This is a genomic window from Pontibacter pudoricolor, from assembly GCF_010092985.1.
Lineage (GTDB): Bacteria > Bacteroidota > Bacteroidia > Cytophagales > Hymenobacteraceae > Pontibacter > Pontibacter pudoricolor.
In genome coordinates this window covers 873,503-890,559 of the sequence record NZ_CP048106.1, presented here as the reverse complement: position 1 = coordinate 890,559, position 17,057 = coordinate 873,503, and the positions used below count along the sequence as shown (strand labels likewise).

13 protein-coding genes are annotated in these 17,057 nt (G+C 44.7%); 5 read left to right on the top strand and 8 right to left on the bottom strand.

Annotated features, from left to right (window positions below; translation table 11 throughout):
• Positions 1-56: 56 nt before the first annotated feature.
• The 3 genes from GSQ66_RS03865 (at position 57) to GSQ66_RS03855 (ending at position 3,353) form a co-directional block, all read left to right on the top strand.
• Positions 57-734 carry a response regulator transcription factor gene (locus GSQ66_RS03865; protein WP_162426254.1) on the top strand — a complete coding sequence of 226 codons (678 nt, stop codon included), beginning with the start codon at positions 57-59 and terminating at the stop codon, positions 732-734.
• Positions 731-2,014 carry a sensor histidine kinase gene (locus tag GSQ66_RS03860; RefSeq protein WP_162426253.1) on the top strand — a complete coding sequence of 428 codons (1,284 nt, stop codon included), beginning with the start codon at positions 731-733 and terminating at the stop codon, positions 2,012-2,014. Before GSQ66_RS03865 ends, GSQ66_RS03860 begins: the two co-directional genes overlap by 4 nt.
• A gap of 67 nt (positions 2,015-2,081) precedes the next feature.
• Positions 2,082-3,353: an SdiA-regulated domain-containing protein gene (locus tag GSQ66_RS03855; RefSeq protein ID WP_162426252.1), complete on the top strand. Its 1,272-nt coding sequence runs from the start codon at positions 2,082-2,084 to the stop codon at positions 3,351-3,353.
• Between the two features lie 498 nt (positions 3,354-3,851).
• Here GSQ66_RS03855 and rplT read toward each other — a convergent pair whose 3' ends face one another.
• From rplT to GSQ66_RS03815, 8 genes are all read right to left on the bottom strand, one after another.
• Positions 3,852-4,196, bottom strand: coding sequence for a 50S ribosomal protein L20 (gene rplT, locus GSQ66_RS03850; protein ID WP_162344375.1), 345 nt, complete (start codon positions 4,194-4,196; stop codon positions 3,852-3,854).
• Positions 4,197-4,292: 96 nt separating this feature from the next.
• Positions 4,293-4,487 (bottom strand): 50S ribosomal protein L35, encoded by a 195-nt coding sequence (gene rpmI, locus GSQ66_RS03845; RefSeq protein ID WP_007656420.1) that lies wholly within the window; start codon positions 4,485-4,487, stop codon positions 4,293-4,295.
• Between the two features lie 23 nt (positions 4,488-4,510).
• Positions 4,511-5,035 carry a translation initiation factor IF-3 gene (infC, locus tag GSQ66_RS03840; protein ID WP_162426251.1) on the bottom strand — a complete coding sequence of 175 codons (525 nt, stop codon included), beginning with the start codon at positions 5,033-5,035 and terminating at the stop codon, positions 4,511-4,513.
• A gap of 122 nt (positions 5,036-5,157) precedes the next feature.
• Positions 5,158-7,095 (bottom strand): threonine--tRNA ligase, encoded by a 1,938-nt coding sequence (gene thrS / locus GSQ66_RS03835; protein WP_162426250.1) that lies wholly within the window; start codon positions 7,093-7,095, stop codon positions 5,158-5,160.
• Between the two features lie 31 nt (positions 7,096-7,126).
• Positions 7,127-8,242 (bottom strand): tetratricopeptide repeat protein, encoded by a 1,116-nt coding sequence (locus tag GSQ66_RS03830; protein WP_162426249.1) that lies wholly within the window; start codon positions 8,240-8,242, stop codon positions 7,127-7,129.
• A gap of 112 nt (positions 8,243-8,354) precedes the next feature.
• Positions 8,355-9,137, bottom strand: a complete 783-nt coding sequence (locus GSQ66_RS03825) for a tetratricopeptide repeat protein (protein ID WP_238395798.1) — start codon at positions 9,135-9,137, stop codon at positions 8,355-8,357.
• A 53-nt stretch (positions 9,138-9,190) separates the two neighbouring features.
• Positions 9,191-11,944, bottom strand: coding sequence for a DNA gyrase/topoisomerase IV subunit A (locus tag GSQ66_RS03820; protein ID WP_162426248.1), 2,754 nt, complete (start codon positions 11,942-11,944; stop codon positions 9,191-9,193).
• The gene (locus GSQ66_RS03815; RefSeq protein WP_162426247.1) at positions 11,937-13,799 is read right to left on the bottom strand and encodes a DNA topoisomerase IV subunit B; all 1,863 of its coding nucleotides are present in this window, start codon (positions 13,797-13,799) and stop codon (positions 11,937-11,939) included. The genes GSQ66_RS03820 and GSQ66_RS03815 overlap by 8 nt, the downstream gene beginning before the upstream one ends.
• Positions 13,800-14,134: 335 nt before the next feature.
• Here GSQ66_RS03815 and GSQ66_RS03810 point away from each other — a divergent pair, with 335 nt between their 5' ends.
• Together GSQ66_RS03810 and GSQ66_RS03805 are read left to right on the top strand one after the other, a co-directional pair.
• Complete coding sequence (locus GSQ66_RS03810; protein WP_162426246.1) at positions 14,135-15,292, top strand: AI-2E family transporter; 1,158 nt, start codon at positions 14,135-14,137, stop codon at positions 15,290-15,292.
• A gap of 60 nt (positions 15,293-15,352) precedes the next feature.
• Positions 15,353-16,858, top strand: a complete 1,506-nt coding sequence (locus GSQ66_RS03805) for an exonuclease domain-containing protein (protein WP_238395797.1) — start codon at positions 15,353-15,355, stop codon at positions 16,856-16,858.
• The last annotated feature ends 199 nt before the right edge of the window (positions 16,859-17,057 follow it).

Below are 17,057 nucleotides of genomic sequence, written 5' to 3'. Positions count from 1 at the left end.
GGTACACAGATTTGCTCCAGAATCGGGTGTTAAGTTGCTTACCTGAACTATAAACTATGCGCATACTGATCATTGAAGACGAGCAGGAACTGAACAATTCTATAGTTACCTACCTGGAACAGGAAGGCTACAGTTGCGATGCCGCTTACGATTTTAAAGATGCCAGCCTGAAAGTCGCTGATCTGCCTTACACCTGTGTGCTGGTAGACCTGAACCTGCCCCACGGAAACGGATTGGATATTATACGCCTGCTAAAAGAAAACACCCCGGAAACCGGCATCATCATTATTTCTGCTAAAAACGCCTTAGACGACAGAATTACCGGCCTCGAAATTGGCGCCGATGATTACCTTACAAAACCATTCCATTTATCAGAATTGAACGCAAGGTTAAAGTCTGTTATCCGGAGACGAAATTTTAACGGGCAAAAATCGGTAAAGGCCGGTGCCCTGGAAGTATTTCCGGATTCCGCAGAGGCTCAGGTAAACGGCAAGAAGCTGACACTCACCAAAAAAGAATACGACCTGCTGTTGTATTTTCTCTCGAACCGGAACCGTGTACTCACCAAAGATTCTATTGCCGAACATTTGTGGGGCGACCATGTAGAGGCACTCGATTCGCTTGATTTTGTATACACGCACATCAAGAACCTGCGCCGCAAAATAATGGATGCAGGCGGCGAAGACCATATTCAAACGGTTTATGGCTTGGGTTATAAGTTTGCCGCCGAATGAGAATCCTGACCAAAACAAGTCTGTATTACCTGCTGGTGTCGTTTGTGGTGTTCCTGATGGGCGGTATTGCCTACTATACTATTATGCAGGGCGAGATTTACGACGAAGTGGACGATCAGCTTTTTACCGATAAGGAAAATATCCTGGCTTTTATCCGTCGCACAAATGAACTGCCCCATGTCACATCCGGTGTCTCGGAAACTATAGTTGTAAAAGAAGTCACCGACAAAAATCCGGTACTCGAATCACTCACCGATACGCTCATCTATAGTTCCTACGACGAAGAAGATATCCCTTACCGACGCCTGACTTTTACTACTTATCAGAATGGGAAAGCCTACCAGTACACAATCATGAAATCGGTAATGGATTTTGATGACCTGTTTGAAAGTACCGTATTTGCGATGGGCTGGACCTTCCTGATGCTTCTGGTTGGATTGGGAGCCGTAAACTATAGTATCAATAAATATACCTGGCGCAACTTTTACGATACCCTGGATAAGATAAAGCGCTATAGTTTATCACAATACGGGCCATTGCAGCTTAAGCCCTCCGAAACAACAGAATTCCAGGAATTAAACACGGTGCTGCAGAACATGACGGATAAAATTCACAGTGATTACCTGAACCTGAAAGAATTTACCGAAAACGTGTCGCATGAGATACAAACCCCTTTAGCTATAGTTAACAGCAAACTGGAGCTATTTATGCAATCAGGTAACCTGACGTCTACAGAGGCAAAACTGCTGGAAGACATGCATAATTCGGTAAGCCGCCTGGCGCGCTTAAATAAGTCACTCATTATGCTGACACGGATCGAGAACCGCGAATTTAAAGAGAATGAAAGTATTCCGATGCACGAGCTCCTTGCCGAACAGACCGAACAACTACAGGAAATTATAGAAATGCATGGCCTTACAGTAGAACAAACTATAGATCAGGCTGTGTATGTGCACATGAACCGGGGTCTTGCCGAAGTGCTGGTTTCAAACCTGCTCATCAATGCTATTCAACACAATGCGCCAAACGGTATCATAACGATTACCCTGAATCAGGAAAAAATGTGTTTGAAGAATACCGGCGAAGCGTTACATGAACCAGGCAGCAACCTCTTTGGCCGTTTTGTAAGTGGCAGTAAGCGCTCAGACTCCCTGGGGATCGGGCTGGCACTGGTAAGCCGTATCTGTTCCGTTTACAACATGCGCCCAAACTATAGTTACGAGAATGGAATGCACGTACTTTGTATTTACTTCAATCAATTAAACCGTAAAATAAAATAGGTCCTACAGATTGTCTTCAGAATCATGTCGTAAACTTCGGTTGAAATTACCATAAACGACGAACATCATGAAAAAATATAGCCTTTATGCGTTTACACTTGCCGTTGTGATGGCAGGCACCGCATGCGACCCGATCTGGGATAATACTAAAGTACCTGAAGCTGTTAAAGTACAGTTTGCAGACCGTTACCCAACTATAAAACAAGCAGACTGGGATAATGAAAACGGCAATTTCGAAGCTGAATTTAAAGTAAACGGCCTGGAAAGAACAGCCCTTTTCTCGCCTGACGGAAAACTCCTGAGTTACACCGAAGAAATAGATCAGCGTCATTTGCCAAACGTTATCCTGCAGCAGGTGCAGGCGCAATACGCCAACTATAGAATTGACGAAGCGCATCGTGTGCAGCAAAATGGCAATGCCAACTATGTAGTGGAACTGGAAGATAACATGGATGAGGTAAAGCTTCAGTTTGACGCAGCCGGTAAACTAATTGAACAACAAACTAACACTGCACCGGCTACACAACAGCAAGCATCTATTATCCCAACTTCGTTACAAAACGGTAGTAAAAACGGGCTTGAAGCACCTGTAGCGCAATGGGAACTACCAGACAACCTGCGTGAAGTTTCCGGTATTGCCATGCTTTCTGACGGCTTGATAGCCTGCGTGCAGGATGAAGAAGGTGCGATCCATTTATATGACCCTGAAAAGAAAACGATAGTTGAGAAGATCGATTTTGCCGGCCCCGGTGATTATGAAGGCATTTCTATAGTTGAGAAGGATGCCTATATATTGCGAAGCGACGGTTCTATTTATGAAATTACTGACTTCCGGAATGGAAAGCCTGCTGTAAAAGAGCATAAAACCGTACTTGCAGGCACACAAAACACAGAAGGCATGGCTTACGACGCCACCAATAACCGCCTGTTGATTGCCTGTAAAGGTTACGACACTAAACTTGGCGACAAAAAAGGTATCTATAGTTTCTCTCTGAATGATAAGAAGATGCACGCTGAGCCAACGTTCCAGATTCCGCTGGCGCAGGACAACCTGAGCACCACTTCTAAAAAGAAAAAGAAGAGCCAGTACGATGTGCTGCAACCTTCATCTTTCGAAGTTCACCCTGTAACCGGAGAGCTGTATTTGATGGACGCAGTCAATTCAAAACTACATGTAATAAATGACCAGGGAGACATCCTGAAAACAATGCCCCTGGATGATAATTTATTACGCCAGCCGGAAGGTTTAACTTTTAACCAGAACGGCGAACTATATATTGCCAGCGAAGGTGGCAAAAAAGGAAAAGGGATTATCGTAAAGTATACTTCCGGAATTTAACGATACGGCTTATAAGCAGGGCTCCTGAACTATAGTTAGATTTTAGCTATAGTTCAGGAGTTTTTGTTTCGGGTTAAAATTAATACCGAACCTGTTTAAGGTTTTCGGGAAATCGATGCAAGATGCCCTTGCTGCGTGTTTTCACCAGCAAATACTTGTTGGTGAATGTATAGTTATTGGTTAAGACACCAACAACGGCAGGTCGTAATGCTATAGGAGGAAACTCTAAACAGCTTCACCATTAAGAAAACCCTTCAAATATAGTTAAGATGTAAAACCCGGGAGAACTATAGTTGTGGCTTTCATGCCATTGCTGGTGTTTTCCCCAACAATACAACCAGTTAACTTCTCGTCCTTGCTGGTGAGAACATACAGCAAGGACAAAAGATATAGATCCAAAAAACCATTATACAGCTCCCTTATCTTCTAAAAATCAAGGCAAATGAAAAAGGGCTTAACCGAAGTTAAGCCCTTTCTGTTATTATATAACGAAGTAAATTACTTTACTTTATCAACGATGCTCTTGAAAGCTTCAGGGTGGTTCATCGCCAGGTCAGCAAGTACTTTGCGGTTTAGGTCGATGTTAGCCTTTTTAAGGGCGCCCATTAGAGCTGAGTAAGAAAGACCGTGCTCACGTGCACCGGCGTTAATACGCTGGATCCAAAGTGCGCGGAAATCTCTTTTCTTCTGCTTTCTGTCGCGGTATGCGTAAGTTAAACCTTTTTCAACAGCGTTTTTCGCTACTGTCCAAACGTTCTTACGACGGCCAAAGTAACCTTTGGCCATTTTCATTATTTTCTTTCTTCTGTGTCGTGCTGCAACGACGTTTACCGATCTAGGCATTTTTTTACAGTTTTAGCGGCTGGTGATTACGTTTAATCTTTAAATAAGACCAGACACTGGGTTTTTACTAATTAATTAACCTTCTAATTCCTGGAATTAGATTTGAAGCATCAACTTCACTCTGTCCATATCAGCTGAGCTAACAAGGCCAGTGTGTGTTAAATTACGCTTCTGCTTAGTCGTTTTCTTGGTCAGGATGTGGCTCTTATAAGCGTGCTTACGCTTAATTTTGCCAGTACCTGTCAAAGAAAAACGCTTCTTTGCACCAGATTTAGTTTTAACTTTTGGCATGGGTATATAATTTATTAAACAAATTACTTTTTAACAGGGGCTGCAACCTTCGGAGCAAGCATCAGGAACATTCTCTTTCCTTCCAGCTTTGGTAACTGCTCCACTTTAGCTACATCTTCCAGTGCTTGTGCAAACTTAAGCAAAAGAATCTCACCACGCTCTTTAAACACAATTGTTCTACCCACGAAGTGTACATAAGACTTGATCTTAAATCCACTTTCCAGGAAAGCTTTTGCGTGCTTTAGCTTAAACTCGAAATCGTGATCATCTGTGTTAGGACCGAAACGGATCTCTTTCACAACCACTTTCTGAGCCTTGGCCTTCATCTCACGGGTTTTCTTCTTCTGCTCGTACTTAAATTTCGAGTAATCGATAATACGGCATACCGGTGGGTTAGCAGTTGGCGATATCTCAACCAGGTCAAGATTTTGCTCATTTGCTATTCTCTGAGCATCCCGTGTCTGGAATACTCCCTGCTCTACATTGTCTCCAACCAATCTTACCTCGCGGGCAGTTATCTTATCATTGACTTTGTATGGCTCCTCCACCTTTCCTCGTGGGATGTAGCGCTTGTTTGGCGTAGCTATGGTTTTACCTCCTTAAATCTTTTAAATTCTACAATCAGGGTGCGAATATCGCAATTAATCTATCAAAAAAGAAAATTCTTTCCTTATTTGTTCAACATTTCAGCTATTTTGCTCTGAAACAGGTCGATAAATGCATCAACCGGCATCGAGCCAAGGTCGCCTTCGCCGTGTCTGCGCACCGAAACAGCATTTTCTTCCTGCTCCTTCTCGCCTACTATCAGCATGTATGGCACTTTACGAACTTCCGCATCGCGTATCTTACGTCCGATCTTTTCATCGCGGTTGTCTACAAAACCACGAATGTCCATTTCAGCCAATCGGTCATACACCTGCTGTGCAAAGTCCTGGTACTTCTCAGATATCGGAAGTATGGCAAACTGCTCAGGGCTCAGCCAAAGCGGGAAATTACCACCGCAATGTTCGATCAGTACAGCCACAAAACGCTCTAATGAGCCAAATGGTGCACGGTGAATCATAACCGGGCGGTGCTTCGCGTTATCCGCGCCAATGTATTCCAGCTGGAATCTTTCTGGTAAGTTATAATCCACCTGAATAGTTCCCAGCTGCCACTTGCGGCCGATGGCATCGCGTACCATAAAGTCCAGCTTCGGACCGTAAAACGCAGCCTCACCTAATTCGGTTACAGTTGGCAGGCCTTTCTCGGTAGCAGCTTCGATAATAGCACGTTCTGCTTTCTCCCAGGCTTCATCGCTACCAATGTACTTAGCCTTGTTTTCAGGATCACGAAGTGAAATCTGGGCAGTATAGTCTTCAAAACCAAGCGCGCTGAATACGTAAAGCACCAGGTCGATAACCTTTATAAACTCTTCTTTTACCTGGTCCGGACGGCAGAAGATGTGCGCATCATCCTGGGTAAAGCCACGCACCCTTGTAAGGCCATGTAGCTCACCGCTTTGCTCGTAACGGTAAACGGTACCAAACTCAGCCAAACGCACTGGTAGCTCCTTGTAAGAGCGGGGACGCGTCTTATAGATCTCGCAGTGGTGCGGGCAGTTCATAGGCTTCAGGAAAAATTCCTCGCCTTCGTTGGGGGTTCTGATCGGCTGGAACGAATCTGCTCCATACTTCTCGTAATGGCCTGAGGTAACATACAGTTCTTTGCTGGCAATGTGCGGGGTAACGACAGGCTGATAACCGGCGCGCATCTGTGCCTTGCGCATAAACTGCTCCAGGCGCTCACGTAGCAAGGTACCTTTCGGTAACCATAACGGCAAGCCCATTCCTACTTTCTCAGAGAACGCAAAAAGTTCTAACTCTTTGCCCAGTTTACGGTGGTCACGCTTCTTGGCTTCCTCCAGGCGCTCCAGGTATTCAGCCAGTTCCTTTTGTTTCGGGAACGTAATGGCATAAATACGGGTCAGCTGCTTTTTGCTTTCGTCGCCGCGCCAGTAAGCACCGGCCACGTTCATTAACTTGGCAGCTTTTATAAATCCTGTGTTCGGGATGTGTGGTCCACGGCAAAGGTCCGTAAAGTTGCCCTGCTCATAAAACGTTATAGTTCCGTCTTCCAGGTCCTTTATCAGGTCAAGCTTATACTCATCGCCTTTTTGGGTAAAGTATGCTGTAGCCTCGGCTTTAGACACTTCACGGCGCTTGAATTCTTCTTTATTACGGGCCAGTTCCAGCATCTTCTGCTCTACTTTGGCAAAATCATCCTGCGAGAAAGTACGCTCTCCTAAGTCTACATCGTAATAAAAGCCGTTCTCTATCGGAGGTCCGATACCAAACTTCACGCCCGGGTATAGTTCCTCCAGGGCCTCCGCCAGCAAGTGGGCTGAGGAGTGCCAGAAAGCATTTTTACCAAGGTCATCGTTCCAGGTGAGCAATTGCACCGTAGCGTCTTCCGTTATCGGGCGATTCGAATCCCATACGGTATCGTTTACTTTAGCCGCTAATACGTTTCTGGCAAGGCCTTCGCTAATGCTCGATGCAATCTCATGGCTTGTCACCCCTTTCGGATACTGGCGAACGGAGCCATCTGGTAATGTGATGTTGATCATGTATAGTTTTATTGACTCGTGATGTTATTATTTATTCCAATGTATCGGCGCTGACAGGTTCTGCCACATACGTTGACACAGGCCGTGTAAGCTTAGCTTTTAATCGTGCTATACTATAGTTTGCCGCCGTATAACCAGGCTGTACCTCTAACAACCGCTGATACTGTTCTAATGCTTTAATATTCTCGCCGGTTCGCTCGTAAGCAGAAGCCAGTGTTGCAATGTATTTTATGCTGTTACCATACTGCTTACCGGCTTTCTCTAAATGTGAGATCGCTCCGGCATAGTCTTTCCGGTTATATAAAAGCTGCCCAGCCTGGTAATGTGTCTGCTGCAGGCTATCAGCAAAGGTAATTGCTTTATTGTAGCTCCAGAGCGCACTATCGGTTTTTTGTACAGACTGGTAAAGCTCACCTCTGTAATGCCACAGCAAACCATCCATGGGCACTAATTTTAACGCTTTCTCCAGTTGTTGTCTTGCTTCATCGTACTTCTTCTGGCTTATCAGCGTTCCGGTAAGTTCGCGTCGTGCTTCTGCAAATTCCGGAGCCTCTTTTATAGACAGCTTATAGTTTGCCGCTGCCTTTGCCGTATCGCCGGTTGCTTCTGCCACCCGCCCGTTATAATACAGGGCAAATTCGTTTTTCGGAGCCAGCGCCAGGGCTTTCTTGGTATAGACAGCTGCATTGCCAGGCTGCTTTAACTGCAGGTACAGGTCGCTTAGCAACACATACAACGCTACACTCTGGAACGAATTCCGTTCTGCTTTTAATGCCAGCGGTAACGCCTGGGCAATTTCCCCTTTGGCACGCAGCACCTGCGCTTTCAGAAACAGGTTGGCCATATCTGTTTTGTTAAGCGTAATAGCCTCGTCCAAGTCTGCCAGTGCCTTATCTAATTCCCCTTTTTTGAGGAAGATCTTGGCTCTTCGTTTATAGAGGCTCGCATCCTGCTTATTCCGGCTGATGGCTTTATTTAAATTAGCCAGGTGCTCTTCCGGATCGTCGGTAACTTTATCAAGGTTAACCATTTGCTCACCTGTACCCTGGTTTAAATTGCAGCCAGCTATAGTTGCCAGTAAAGCAACCAGCAAATAAGGAGCTGTCTTTTTCCTAAGGTATAGTATATATGCAACCAGGCTACGCATCAGATCGCTAAATTAGGGAATATTTATGTAATTATTGACCGTGACAACTATAGCTATAAAAGAAAAGCCTGCTACGTCAGGCAGCAGGCTTCTATAGTTCAGAGTTAAGGATTTATTTTGAATACTCCTGTAACATGATCTTACAGCGCCGGGCTAATTCAAGTTCGTCCCGGGTGGTAACATCCAAAGCTATGGCCTGTTTCAGCGTTTCCGTGCAGGACTCTTTACTTTTCAGTTCTTTGTAAACCATAGCCAGGTCGTAATAATACTGGATATTCACGGGGTTATACTTTATAGCTGTTTGTATCGCATCGGCTGCTTTCTCGTTCGTTGCTTCGCCGCACACGCCACCAAAAAACATTTTAGAGGCCGCTGCTTCAGCAAAGTTCAGATTCGCCATTTTAAAGTACCACCTGCCCAGCAAGTGCCATGCACCGGCATGTTCTTTATTACTTGCAAGCGCTGCATCCAGAAAAGACTTCATTTGAGTAATACCCGCCAGGCGTTGTTTAGGTCCGGAAACCATGGCCATCGCGCCTAACGATACTGCCATCGCATAGTTTGATTCTGCATCAGCAGGGTTAAGCTCATACGCACGGCTGGCATATTCTTTTCCTTTCAGATAAAAAGCGATCTTGGTTCCTTCATCCGTAACCCGCTCACCGATGCGGCAATTCAGGTAGCTGGCTTTGCAAAGTGCTGTATAGTTATCCGGGGCAACCTGAAGCACCTCCTCATACATGGCCAGTGCTTCGCTGTCCCGGTAACTTACCATCAACTCTTCCGCCTTCTTTAGTAGCTGTTCTGTACTACCCTTACCTGCAACTGCAACCATAGGCGCACCTGCCAGCCCGAGCATCAAAAAGAACATCCACACCTGAAGTTTTCGCTTCATAAATAGTTAAAAGGAATTTTATGAAACAAGAAGCACTATCAATTGCACAAAGTTTAGAACAGATTTAATTGTTTCTTTTCTTTAAGTGCCTTTTTTGCACTATTTTCTTGTATAGTATCTTCTACGTCTACAATCGCTTCTGGTTGAGTTCCGCTTACGCGGGCTGCTTCTTCTGCAAGTTCCTTAAGCTCAGTAGGTAACGTAACCGGTTCTCGTTTAGCAGCTGCTTTCTTTGCTTTAGGCTTGTCTTCCTCATACTCCACTATCTCCTGTCTCGGAACCGACACATCGAAGATCTTGAAGTAATTGAGCTTGTTACCCATTGCTTTCCAGCCTTTTACATCAATAAATTCGCTAAGCAGAATTTTTTCTGATTCTTTTTCACCACGCAGGCTTCGCTTGAATTTGATATCTGCCAAAGGTTCCGGATGTGTAGATACAGCTTCCAGTCTTGAGTTCTTGCTTTCTGAAATAAAGGTGAATTTCTTTCCAACTGTAGAAGTTTCGATCTTGAAACGCTTCACATAATAGGTTTTATTGTCCCCTTCGTAATAAATCGTTGATACAACCAGCTCTGGGTCGAACTTCTGCAGCACCTTGATCTTCTCAACCGTATAATGGTTGCTTAAGTCAAACGTAGTCTGCTCATACGTACCATCCTCATAGATCACCAGGATTGTATCATCCGTATTGAATGAGCCCAGGTAACGACCACGTGCTTCCGTATTCAGACGACCGATCACTTCATCGTAGAAGATCTCACGACCACCCAGCGTAGAATCGCCCAGGCTCTTTTGTACTACCTTCTTGATCGAGTATTTCGTGACGATGTTACCGTTCGAGCCTTTGCCTTTGATCATCAGATCGGCAAAGTCAAAATCAAACTGCTTGATACGGGCTGTTGACTGAGGCGCAAGTGTAATGCTTACTACTTCTGATTCAGAGTTTGGGTTGGCTGTCAGGTAATGTACTTTCGAGCCCTTCTCTCCTTTCGTCAGGTCGTATTCCTTATCACGAGTTATGGACTTCACAGCAAAGCGTTTTGCAAACGACACACCGGATTTACCATCCATGTAAATCATGTTATACACCATGTGCTCGTCGTTCTTGTTATAAACGCCAGCCATAATGATGTCTTTACCAACGAAGGTCTTGTCAGCTACTTTGGTTACCGTAAACTTGCCATCCTTACGGAACACGATGATATCGTCCATATCAGAGCAATCACACACAAATTCGTCTTTGCGCAAACTGGTACCGATAAAACCGTCTTTGGCATTCATGTATAGCTTCTGGTTGGCAATAGCTACCTTCTGTGCTGTAATGACATCAAACGTTTTGATCTGCGTTTTACGGTCACGTCCCTGGCCATACTTTTTCAATAAGCCTTCGAAGTACGCAATTGCATAACGGATCAGGTTCGCCAGGTTGTCATCCACCTCAGCCATTTCCTCTTCCAGCTTATTAATGTATTCATCCGCTTTGAAAGAGTCATACTTAGAGATTCGCTTGATTCTTATTTCTGTCAGGCGAATGATATCTTCTTCCGTCACCTCGCGGCGAAGTAGTTTCTTATAAGGGTCCAGGCCTTTATCGATAGCCTGCAGCACAGCTTCCCAGGTTTCGCACTCTTCGATATCACGATAAATGCGGTTCTCGATAAAGATTTTCTCTAGTGAAGAGTAATGCCACTTGTCTTCCAGCTCACCTTTGCGGATCTCGAGCTCACGCTTCAGCAGGTCTACCGTTTTGAAAGTAGAAATACGCAGCAGTTCATCAACGCTCAGGAAGTTCGGCTTATCATCAATGATCACACAGGTGTTCGGAGAGATAGACACTTCACAATCCGTGAAGGCGTAAAGCGCGTCCATTGTTAAGTCAGGAGAAACCCCTGGCGGTAACTGAACCTGTATCTCTACATTGGCAGCTGTGTTATCTATTACCTTTTTGATCTTGATCTTATTGTTCTCGCTCGCTTTCACGATCGATTCCATCAGGCCAGTAGTAGTAATTCCGTAAGGCACATCACGGATAATGAGCATGGTCTTATCAACCTTTTCTATAGTTGCACGCACACGCAGCTTACCGCCACGCATACCCGAATTATAGTTGGTCACGTCTACCATACCACCGTTCGGGAAGTCAGGCATCAGCATGGTGCTACGGCCTTTCAGCACATCAATAGAACCTTTTATCAGCTCCTTAAAGTTGTGCGGCATTATCTTGGTAGACAAACCTACGGCAATACCTTCCACACCCTGTGCCAGCAGCAGCGGAAATTTTACAGGCAATGTTACAGGCTCATTCTTACGGCCGTCGTAGCTAAGCTGCCAAACGGTTGTCTGCGGGTTAAAAACTACATCCAACGCAAATTTGGAAAGACGCGCCTCGATATAACGTGGTGCTGCCGCACTATCGCCAGTTCGTACATCGCCCCAGTTACCCTGTGTTTCTATTAAAAGATCTTTTTGCCCGAGGTTTACCATGGCATCGCCAATTGAAGCATCACCGTGCGGGTGGTACTGCATCGTCTGACCGATCACGTTGGCCACCTTGTTAAAGCGACCATCGTCCATCTCTTTCATGGCGTGCATGATACGGCGCTGCACTGGCTTCAGACCGTCCTCAATTGCTGGTACGGCACGCTCCAGAATTACATAAGAAGCATAATCGAGAAACCAGTTTTCGTATAATCCGGAGACAGGCGTTATGTTATGGATGACTTCTTCTTCGCCATCTGTAAACGCAACTTCCTGTTCTTCCTCTTCGTATTGGTGCAATTCTTCGTTTATATCGTCGTTATGCATAAATCTCTTCAACTATATCTTTCTCAAACTTCAAATTCTCAATGATGAACTGCTGACGTTCCGGCGTGTTCTTGCCCATGTAGTAGCTCAGCATTTTCTGGATCGTGGTATCCTTCTGCAAAATTACCGGCTTCAGCTTAATGTTATCGCCGATAAACTTGCCAAACTCATCCGGAGAGATCTCTCCTAACCCTTTAAATCGGGTAATCTCAGGTCGCTTGCCCAGTTTCTGGATGGCTTCCTGCTTCTCAGATTCGTTGTAACAGTAAATCGTTTCTTTCTTGTTTCTTACCCTGAAAAGCGGAGTTTCTAATATAAAAACGTGTCCGTTACGAACAAGGTCCGGGAAGAACTGCAGGAAGAAGGTAAGCAGCAGCAGACGAATGTGCATACCATCCACGTCGGCATCGGTAGCAATTACTACACGGTTGTAGCGTAAGCCTTCCAGGCCTTCTTCAATGTTAAGCGCGTGTTGCAGCAGGTTAAACTCCTCGTTCTCGTAAACTACTTTCTTCTTCAGGCCATAGCAGTTCAACGGCTTACCACGCAAACTAAAAACAGCTTCCGTATCTACGTTTCTCGATTTGGTGATAGAACCACTTGCCGAGTCACCCTCTGTTATAAAGAGTGTAGAGTTTAGTGCATTTTCGTGCTTGTCTTCGTTAAAATGCAGTCGGCAATCACGCAGCTTACGGTTGTGCAGGTTTGCTTTTTTAGCACGCTGGTTCGCCAGTTTCTTAACGCCTGCCATGTCCTTGCGCTCCCGCTCACTCTGCTCAATTCGCTTCTTCAGGGCCTCAAAAGTTTCACTATTCTTTCTTAAATAGTTATCCAGATGCTCCTTAATGAAGTCATTGATGTAAGCGTTCACCGTTGGGCCATCAGGTCCCATATCTATAGAACCCAGCTTGGTCTTGGTCTGCGACTCGAACACCGGTTCCTGCACACGCAGCGAAATAGCACCTATAATAGAAGCACGGATATCAGCGGCATCGTAATCTTTTTTATAAACCTCACGGATGGTCTTAACTATAGCTGTTCTGAAAGCAGCCAGGTGCGTACCACCCATTGTAGTGTACTGCCCATTCACGAAACTATAGTATTCCTCACCATAATCGTTGCCATGCGACAGCGCCATTTCAATATCCGGCCCTTTCAGGTGGATGATCGGGTATCGCATGCTTTCTTCATCGGATTTATTGCGAAGCAGGTCCAGGAGACCATTTTCAGAATAAAACTTTTTACCGTTGAAGTTTATAGTTAAGCCAGCGTTCAGGTATACATAGTTCCAGATCTGGTTCTCTAAGTATTCCGGGTTAAACTGGTAGTTCTTGAAGATCGTGTCATCCGGCGTAAAAATAGTAAGCGTACCATTGCGCTGAGACGAGTCCTGAATCTCTATATCATCTGTTATAACGCCGCGCTCAAACTCTGCCGCTTTCACCTTTCCATCGCGCACCGACTGGATACGGAAGTAACTGGAAAGAGCGTTTACTGCTTTTGTACCAACCCCGTTCAGACCAACTGATTTCTGGAACGCTTTGCTGTCGTATTTACCACCGGTGTTAATCTTGCTAACGCAATCAATTACTTTACCCAGCGGAATACCACGACCATAGTCGCGCACCTGTACCTTGTGGTCTGATATTTTGATGTCGATAGTCTTGCCATACCCCATCACGTGTTCGTCAATGGAGTTATCGATTACCTCTTTCACCAAAATATAAATACCGTCATCGGCCGAAGAACCGTCTCCCAACTTGCCGATGTACATACCAGGGCGTAACCTGATGTGCTCGCGCGGCTCCAGCGAGCGAATGCTGTCTTCGTTATAATTGTGCTCTAACTCTGCCATTCTGTAAGCGTAAGTGTATTTGTTTCGATGGAATTACTCGGAAATATAGGAAATATAAGAGACAAGATGCAATATTAGTTCCTGCAACTGCCGCTCCGCAAATTAATGAAAATAATTACTAAAATTTTTAGTTTTTACTTATTAATGTAAGTAGTTACTGCTTATACTATAGAATATACAACTATAATTCCGAGCTTACAGTTCATAAAAACCGATGTTTTTAAAAGAATAAATTAACTAATATTTTTAGCATAAATATATACTAAAATTTGTATATTAGTAGCCTGCAAGAATACTAAATATGCTTAAGGCGTACTAGCTTTATAATCTGCCGAATGGAAATAAAATTACCTCCCTATTTAAAATATACCATCATCATCCTTGGTATCATCCTGCTCATCTGGCTTATGCAACTGTTTAAGTCGGTGCTGGTGCCTTTTGCCTTTGCCGTGTTATTTGCCATGCTTTTGTTGCCGCTGGTGCATGACCTGGAGAAAAAAGTAAAGATACCCCGTCCGTTCGCCATATTATTGAGCCTTGTGCTGGTGGTGGCAGTACTTGGTATGATCCTCTGGTTTATCTCGGTGCAAGTATTAAGCCTTACATCAGAGCTTGATACAATTGGTAACAATGTAGGTGACCTGGTAGATAAGGTGCAGCTTTTCCTGTTCAACAAGTTCGGGATTGTACCCTCCAACAGAAGTGATCTGGTGCGTAATGCCATTGGTAGCTTACAGGATATCGCCACTACTTTCCTGGGGAATACTATTTCCATGACCACAGGCGCAATCGCGGCCTTTACTATAGTTCCGATTTTTGTTTTCTGCCTGCTTTATTACCGCGACCACCTGCAGCAGTTCATGTTTCAGTTTGTAGCAAAAGACCGCCGCAGCAGCATTATTCAGACAGTAACCAACATACAGCAAGTAGTGCAGAGCTATATTTCAGGGCTGATGATCGTAATCGTGATCGTATCGTTGCTGAACTCAGCCGGTTTGCTTCTTCTGGGCGTAAAATACGCTATTTTCTTTGGCATTTTCGCTTCTATTCTTACTATCATTCCTTATATCGGTATCCTAATTGGAGCTTTGTTGCCTGCACTGTTTACCCTGGCTGCTACAGGCCATCTAATCGATGCTGTGCTGGTAGTGTTTGTTTTCATGTTCGTTCAGTTCCTGGAAGGTAATTTTATAACGCCTCTTATAGTCGGATCTAAAGTTAGCATCAACCCGTTTGCGGCTATAGTTGCGCTACTTGTCGGCGGAGAGATCTGGGGCGCTTCCGGTATGATTCTATCCATCCCCCTTATTGCGATAATGAAGGTTATATTCGATGCCTATGAACCGCTGAAGCCCTTCGGATTTCTGTTAGCGGATGTAGACGATGTAGCTCCTAAAAAACATGCAAAAGTCACAAACTGGTTTATGGAGATCTGGAACGGGTTAGGGCGTGGCAAACGCAGGGATAACGATGACCAGAACAAAGCCGCTTAAGCAATTATAGTTGCGGCCGGTGCTAATCAAATTTGCAGACTTTATAGTTAGAATTACAATTTGAAACGGATTACTAAAAAAATTGGTTTAAAAGAAGAGCTGCCTGCACCTGCCGGCACTACCAACGAAACAGACCTAAATCCGAGTCATTTGTACGCTATAATTGACATTGAGACAACAGGCGGACAGCCTGCTCAGGACAAGATAACCGAGATCGCAATTTTTATACATGACGGACAAAAGGTCGTGGATAAATATAACACGCTCATAAATCCGCAGCGGCCTATCCCCTATTTTATAACCCAGTTAACAGGCATTTCAGACGAGATGGTGCAGGATGCGCCTAAGTTTTACGAAGTAGCCAAAGAGATTGTGGAATTTACGGAAGGCAAAGTGTTTGTAGCACATAACGTACGCTTCGACTACTCTTTCATCAAAAAAGAATTTGCCGACCTGGGCTATACCTTTCAGCGAAAAACACTTTGCACTGTGCGCCTGAGCCGTGCCCTAATTCCGGGATTGCCATCCTATAGTTTGGGGAAGCTCTGCAAAAGCATAGACATAGACCTGAAGCAGCGCCACCGTGCCATTGGAGATGCCGAAGCAACTGCGGTGCTTTTTGATAAACTGATCAAGATTAACCGCCCTGTGGTGGATGGCAACATGCACATGGCTGCCGAAAGCACGTCGCAGATGCTGAAGCAGGAGATCAAAACATCATTGCTGCCGCCCAACATCAGCAAAGAGCAGGTAGATAATCTGCCTATGGTTCCGGGGGTATATTATTTCCACAACGAAGCCGGTGAAGTGATCTATGTTGGCAAAAGCATCAACATCAAAAAGCGCATCATACAGCACTTTAACATTGATTACAAGAGCCGCAAATCGTTAGACTTTAAGAATAACATTGCTGACATAACTTATGAGCTGATGGGCAACGAACTGGTGGCACTGCTGTTTGAGTCGGCGGAGATAAAGCGTATGAAACCGTTTTATAACCGTCAGCAACGCCGCAGCGTGTTTAACACCGGCATATTTGTGCACGAAGACGAGAAGGGCTATAAACGACTGACGTATGGCAGCATTAACAAAGCGGATAATGTGAGCATGACACCGCTCATCGCGCTATCGAACCATTATAAGGCCAAGGGCTTTCTGTACCATAAAGTCAGTAAGTTTAACCTCTGCCAGAAACTGTGCGACCTCTATAAAACCAGTGGCGCCTGTTTTGATTACCAGGTGCACCAGTGCAACGGTGCCTGTATTGGCAAAGAAAAACCAGAAACCTATAACATGCGCGTAAATGCAGCAATAGACTCTATCACCTACGAGCACAACAGCTTTGTAATAACAAGCAAAGGACGTGAACCCGGTGAGCGAACTATAGTTGTAGTGGAGCACGGCTCATACCTCGGTTTCGGTTTTGTAGATGAGACATTCTCAGCCAGCTCTCTCGAAGATTTTAAAGGTGCCATTACCCGCTATAACGACAACAAAGACGTGCAACAGATAATCCGCAACCACATGCGCAGCAAGCACAAAGACAAGGTGATAATCTTTGACTAGGTTGGGAGTTTGGGAGTTAAAGAAGTAATTTTATCCTTACACAATCTTAAAGATCAGAGCCTGTCCTTACCCAAAGCGACAGGCTTTTTCTATCTGTTCTAAAAACAATAAACTTTCTAACTTCCCAACTTTCTAACCTTCTAACTCTATCCCTAACTCCAAAGCTTTCTGACTTTAATTTCTTTATTCTCGTTAATTA

What these genes read in the sequence shown, in the direction of transcription:
- GSQ66_RS03815 (WP_162426247.1), bottom strand. Translation starts at nt 13,799, where the DNA reads ATGGCAGAGTTAGAGCACAATTATAACGAAGACAGCATTCGCTCGCTG.
- thrS (WP_162426250.1), bottom strand. Translation starts at nt 7,095, where the DNA reads ATGATCAACATCACATTACCAGATGGCTCCGTTCGCCAGTATCCGAAA.
- GSQ66_RS03855 (WP_162426252.1), top strand. Translation starts at nt 2,082, where the DNA reads ATGAAAAAATATAGCCTTTATGCGTTTACACTTGCCGTTGTGATGGCA.
- GSQ66_RS03865 (WP_162426254.1), top strand. Translation starts at nt 57, where the DNA reads ATGCGCATACTGATCATTGAAGACGAGCAGGAACTGAACAATTCTATA.
- GSQ66_RS03820 (WP_162426248.1), bottom strand. Translation starts at nt 11,944, where the DNA reads ATGCATAACGACGATATAAACGAAGAATTGCACCAATACGAAGAGGAA.
- GSQ66_RS03810 (WP_162426246.1), top strand. Translation starts at nt 14,135, where the DNA reads ATGGAAATAAAATTACCTCCCTATTTAAAATATACCATCATCATCCTT.
- GSQ66_RS03830 (WP_162426249.1), bottom strand. Translation starts at nt 8,242, where the DNA reads ATGCGTAGCCTGGTTGCATATATACTATACCTTAGGAAAAAGACAGCT.
- rplT (WP_162344375.1), bottom strand. Translation starts at nt 4,196, where the DNA reads ATGCCTAGATCGGTAAACGTCGTTGCAGCACGACACAGAAGAAAGAAA.
- GSQ66_RS03860 (WP_162426253.1), top strand. Translation starts at nt 731, where the DNA reads ATGAGAATCCTGACCAAAACAAGTCTGTATTACCTGCTGGTGTCGTTT.
- GSQ66_RS03825 (WP_238395798.1), bottom strand. Translation starts at nt 9,137, where the DNA reads ATGAAGCGAAAACTTCAGGTGTGGATGTTCTTTTTGATGCTCGGGCTG.
- rpmI (WP_007656420.1), bottom strand. Translation starts at nt 4,487, where the DNA reads ATGCCAAAAGTTAAAACTAAATCTGGTGCAAAGAAGCGTTTTTCTTTG.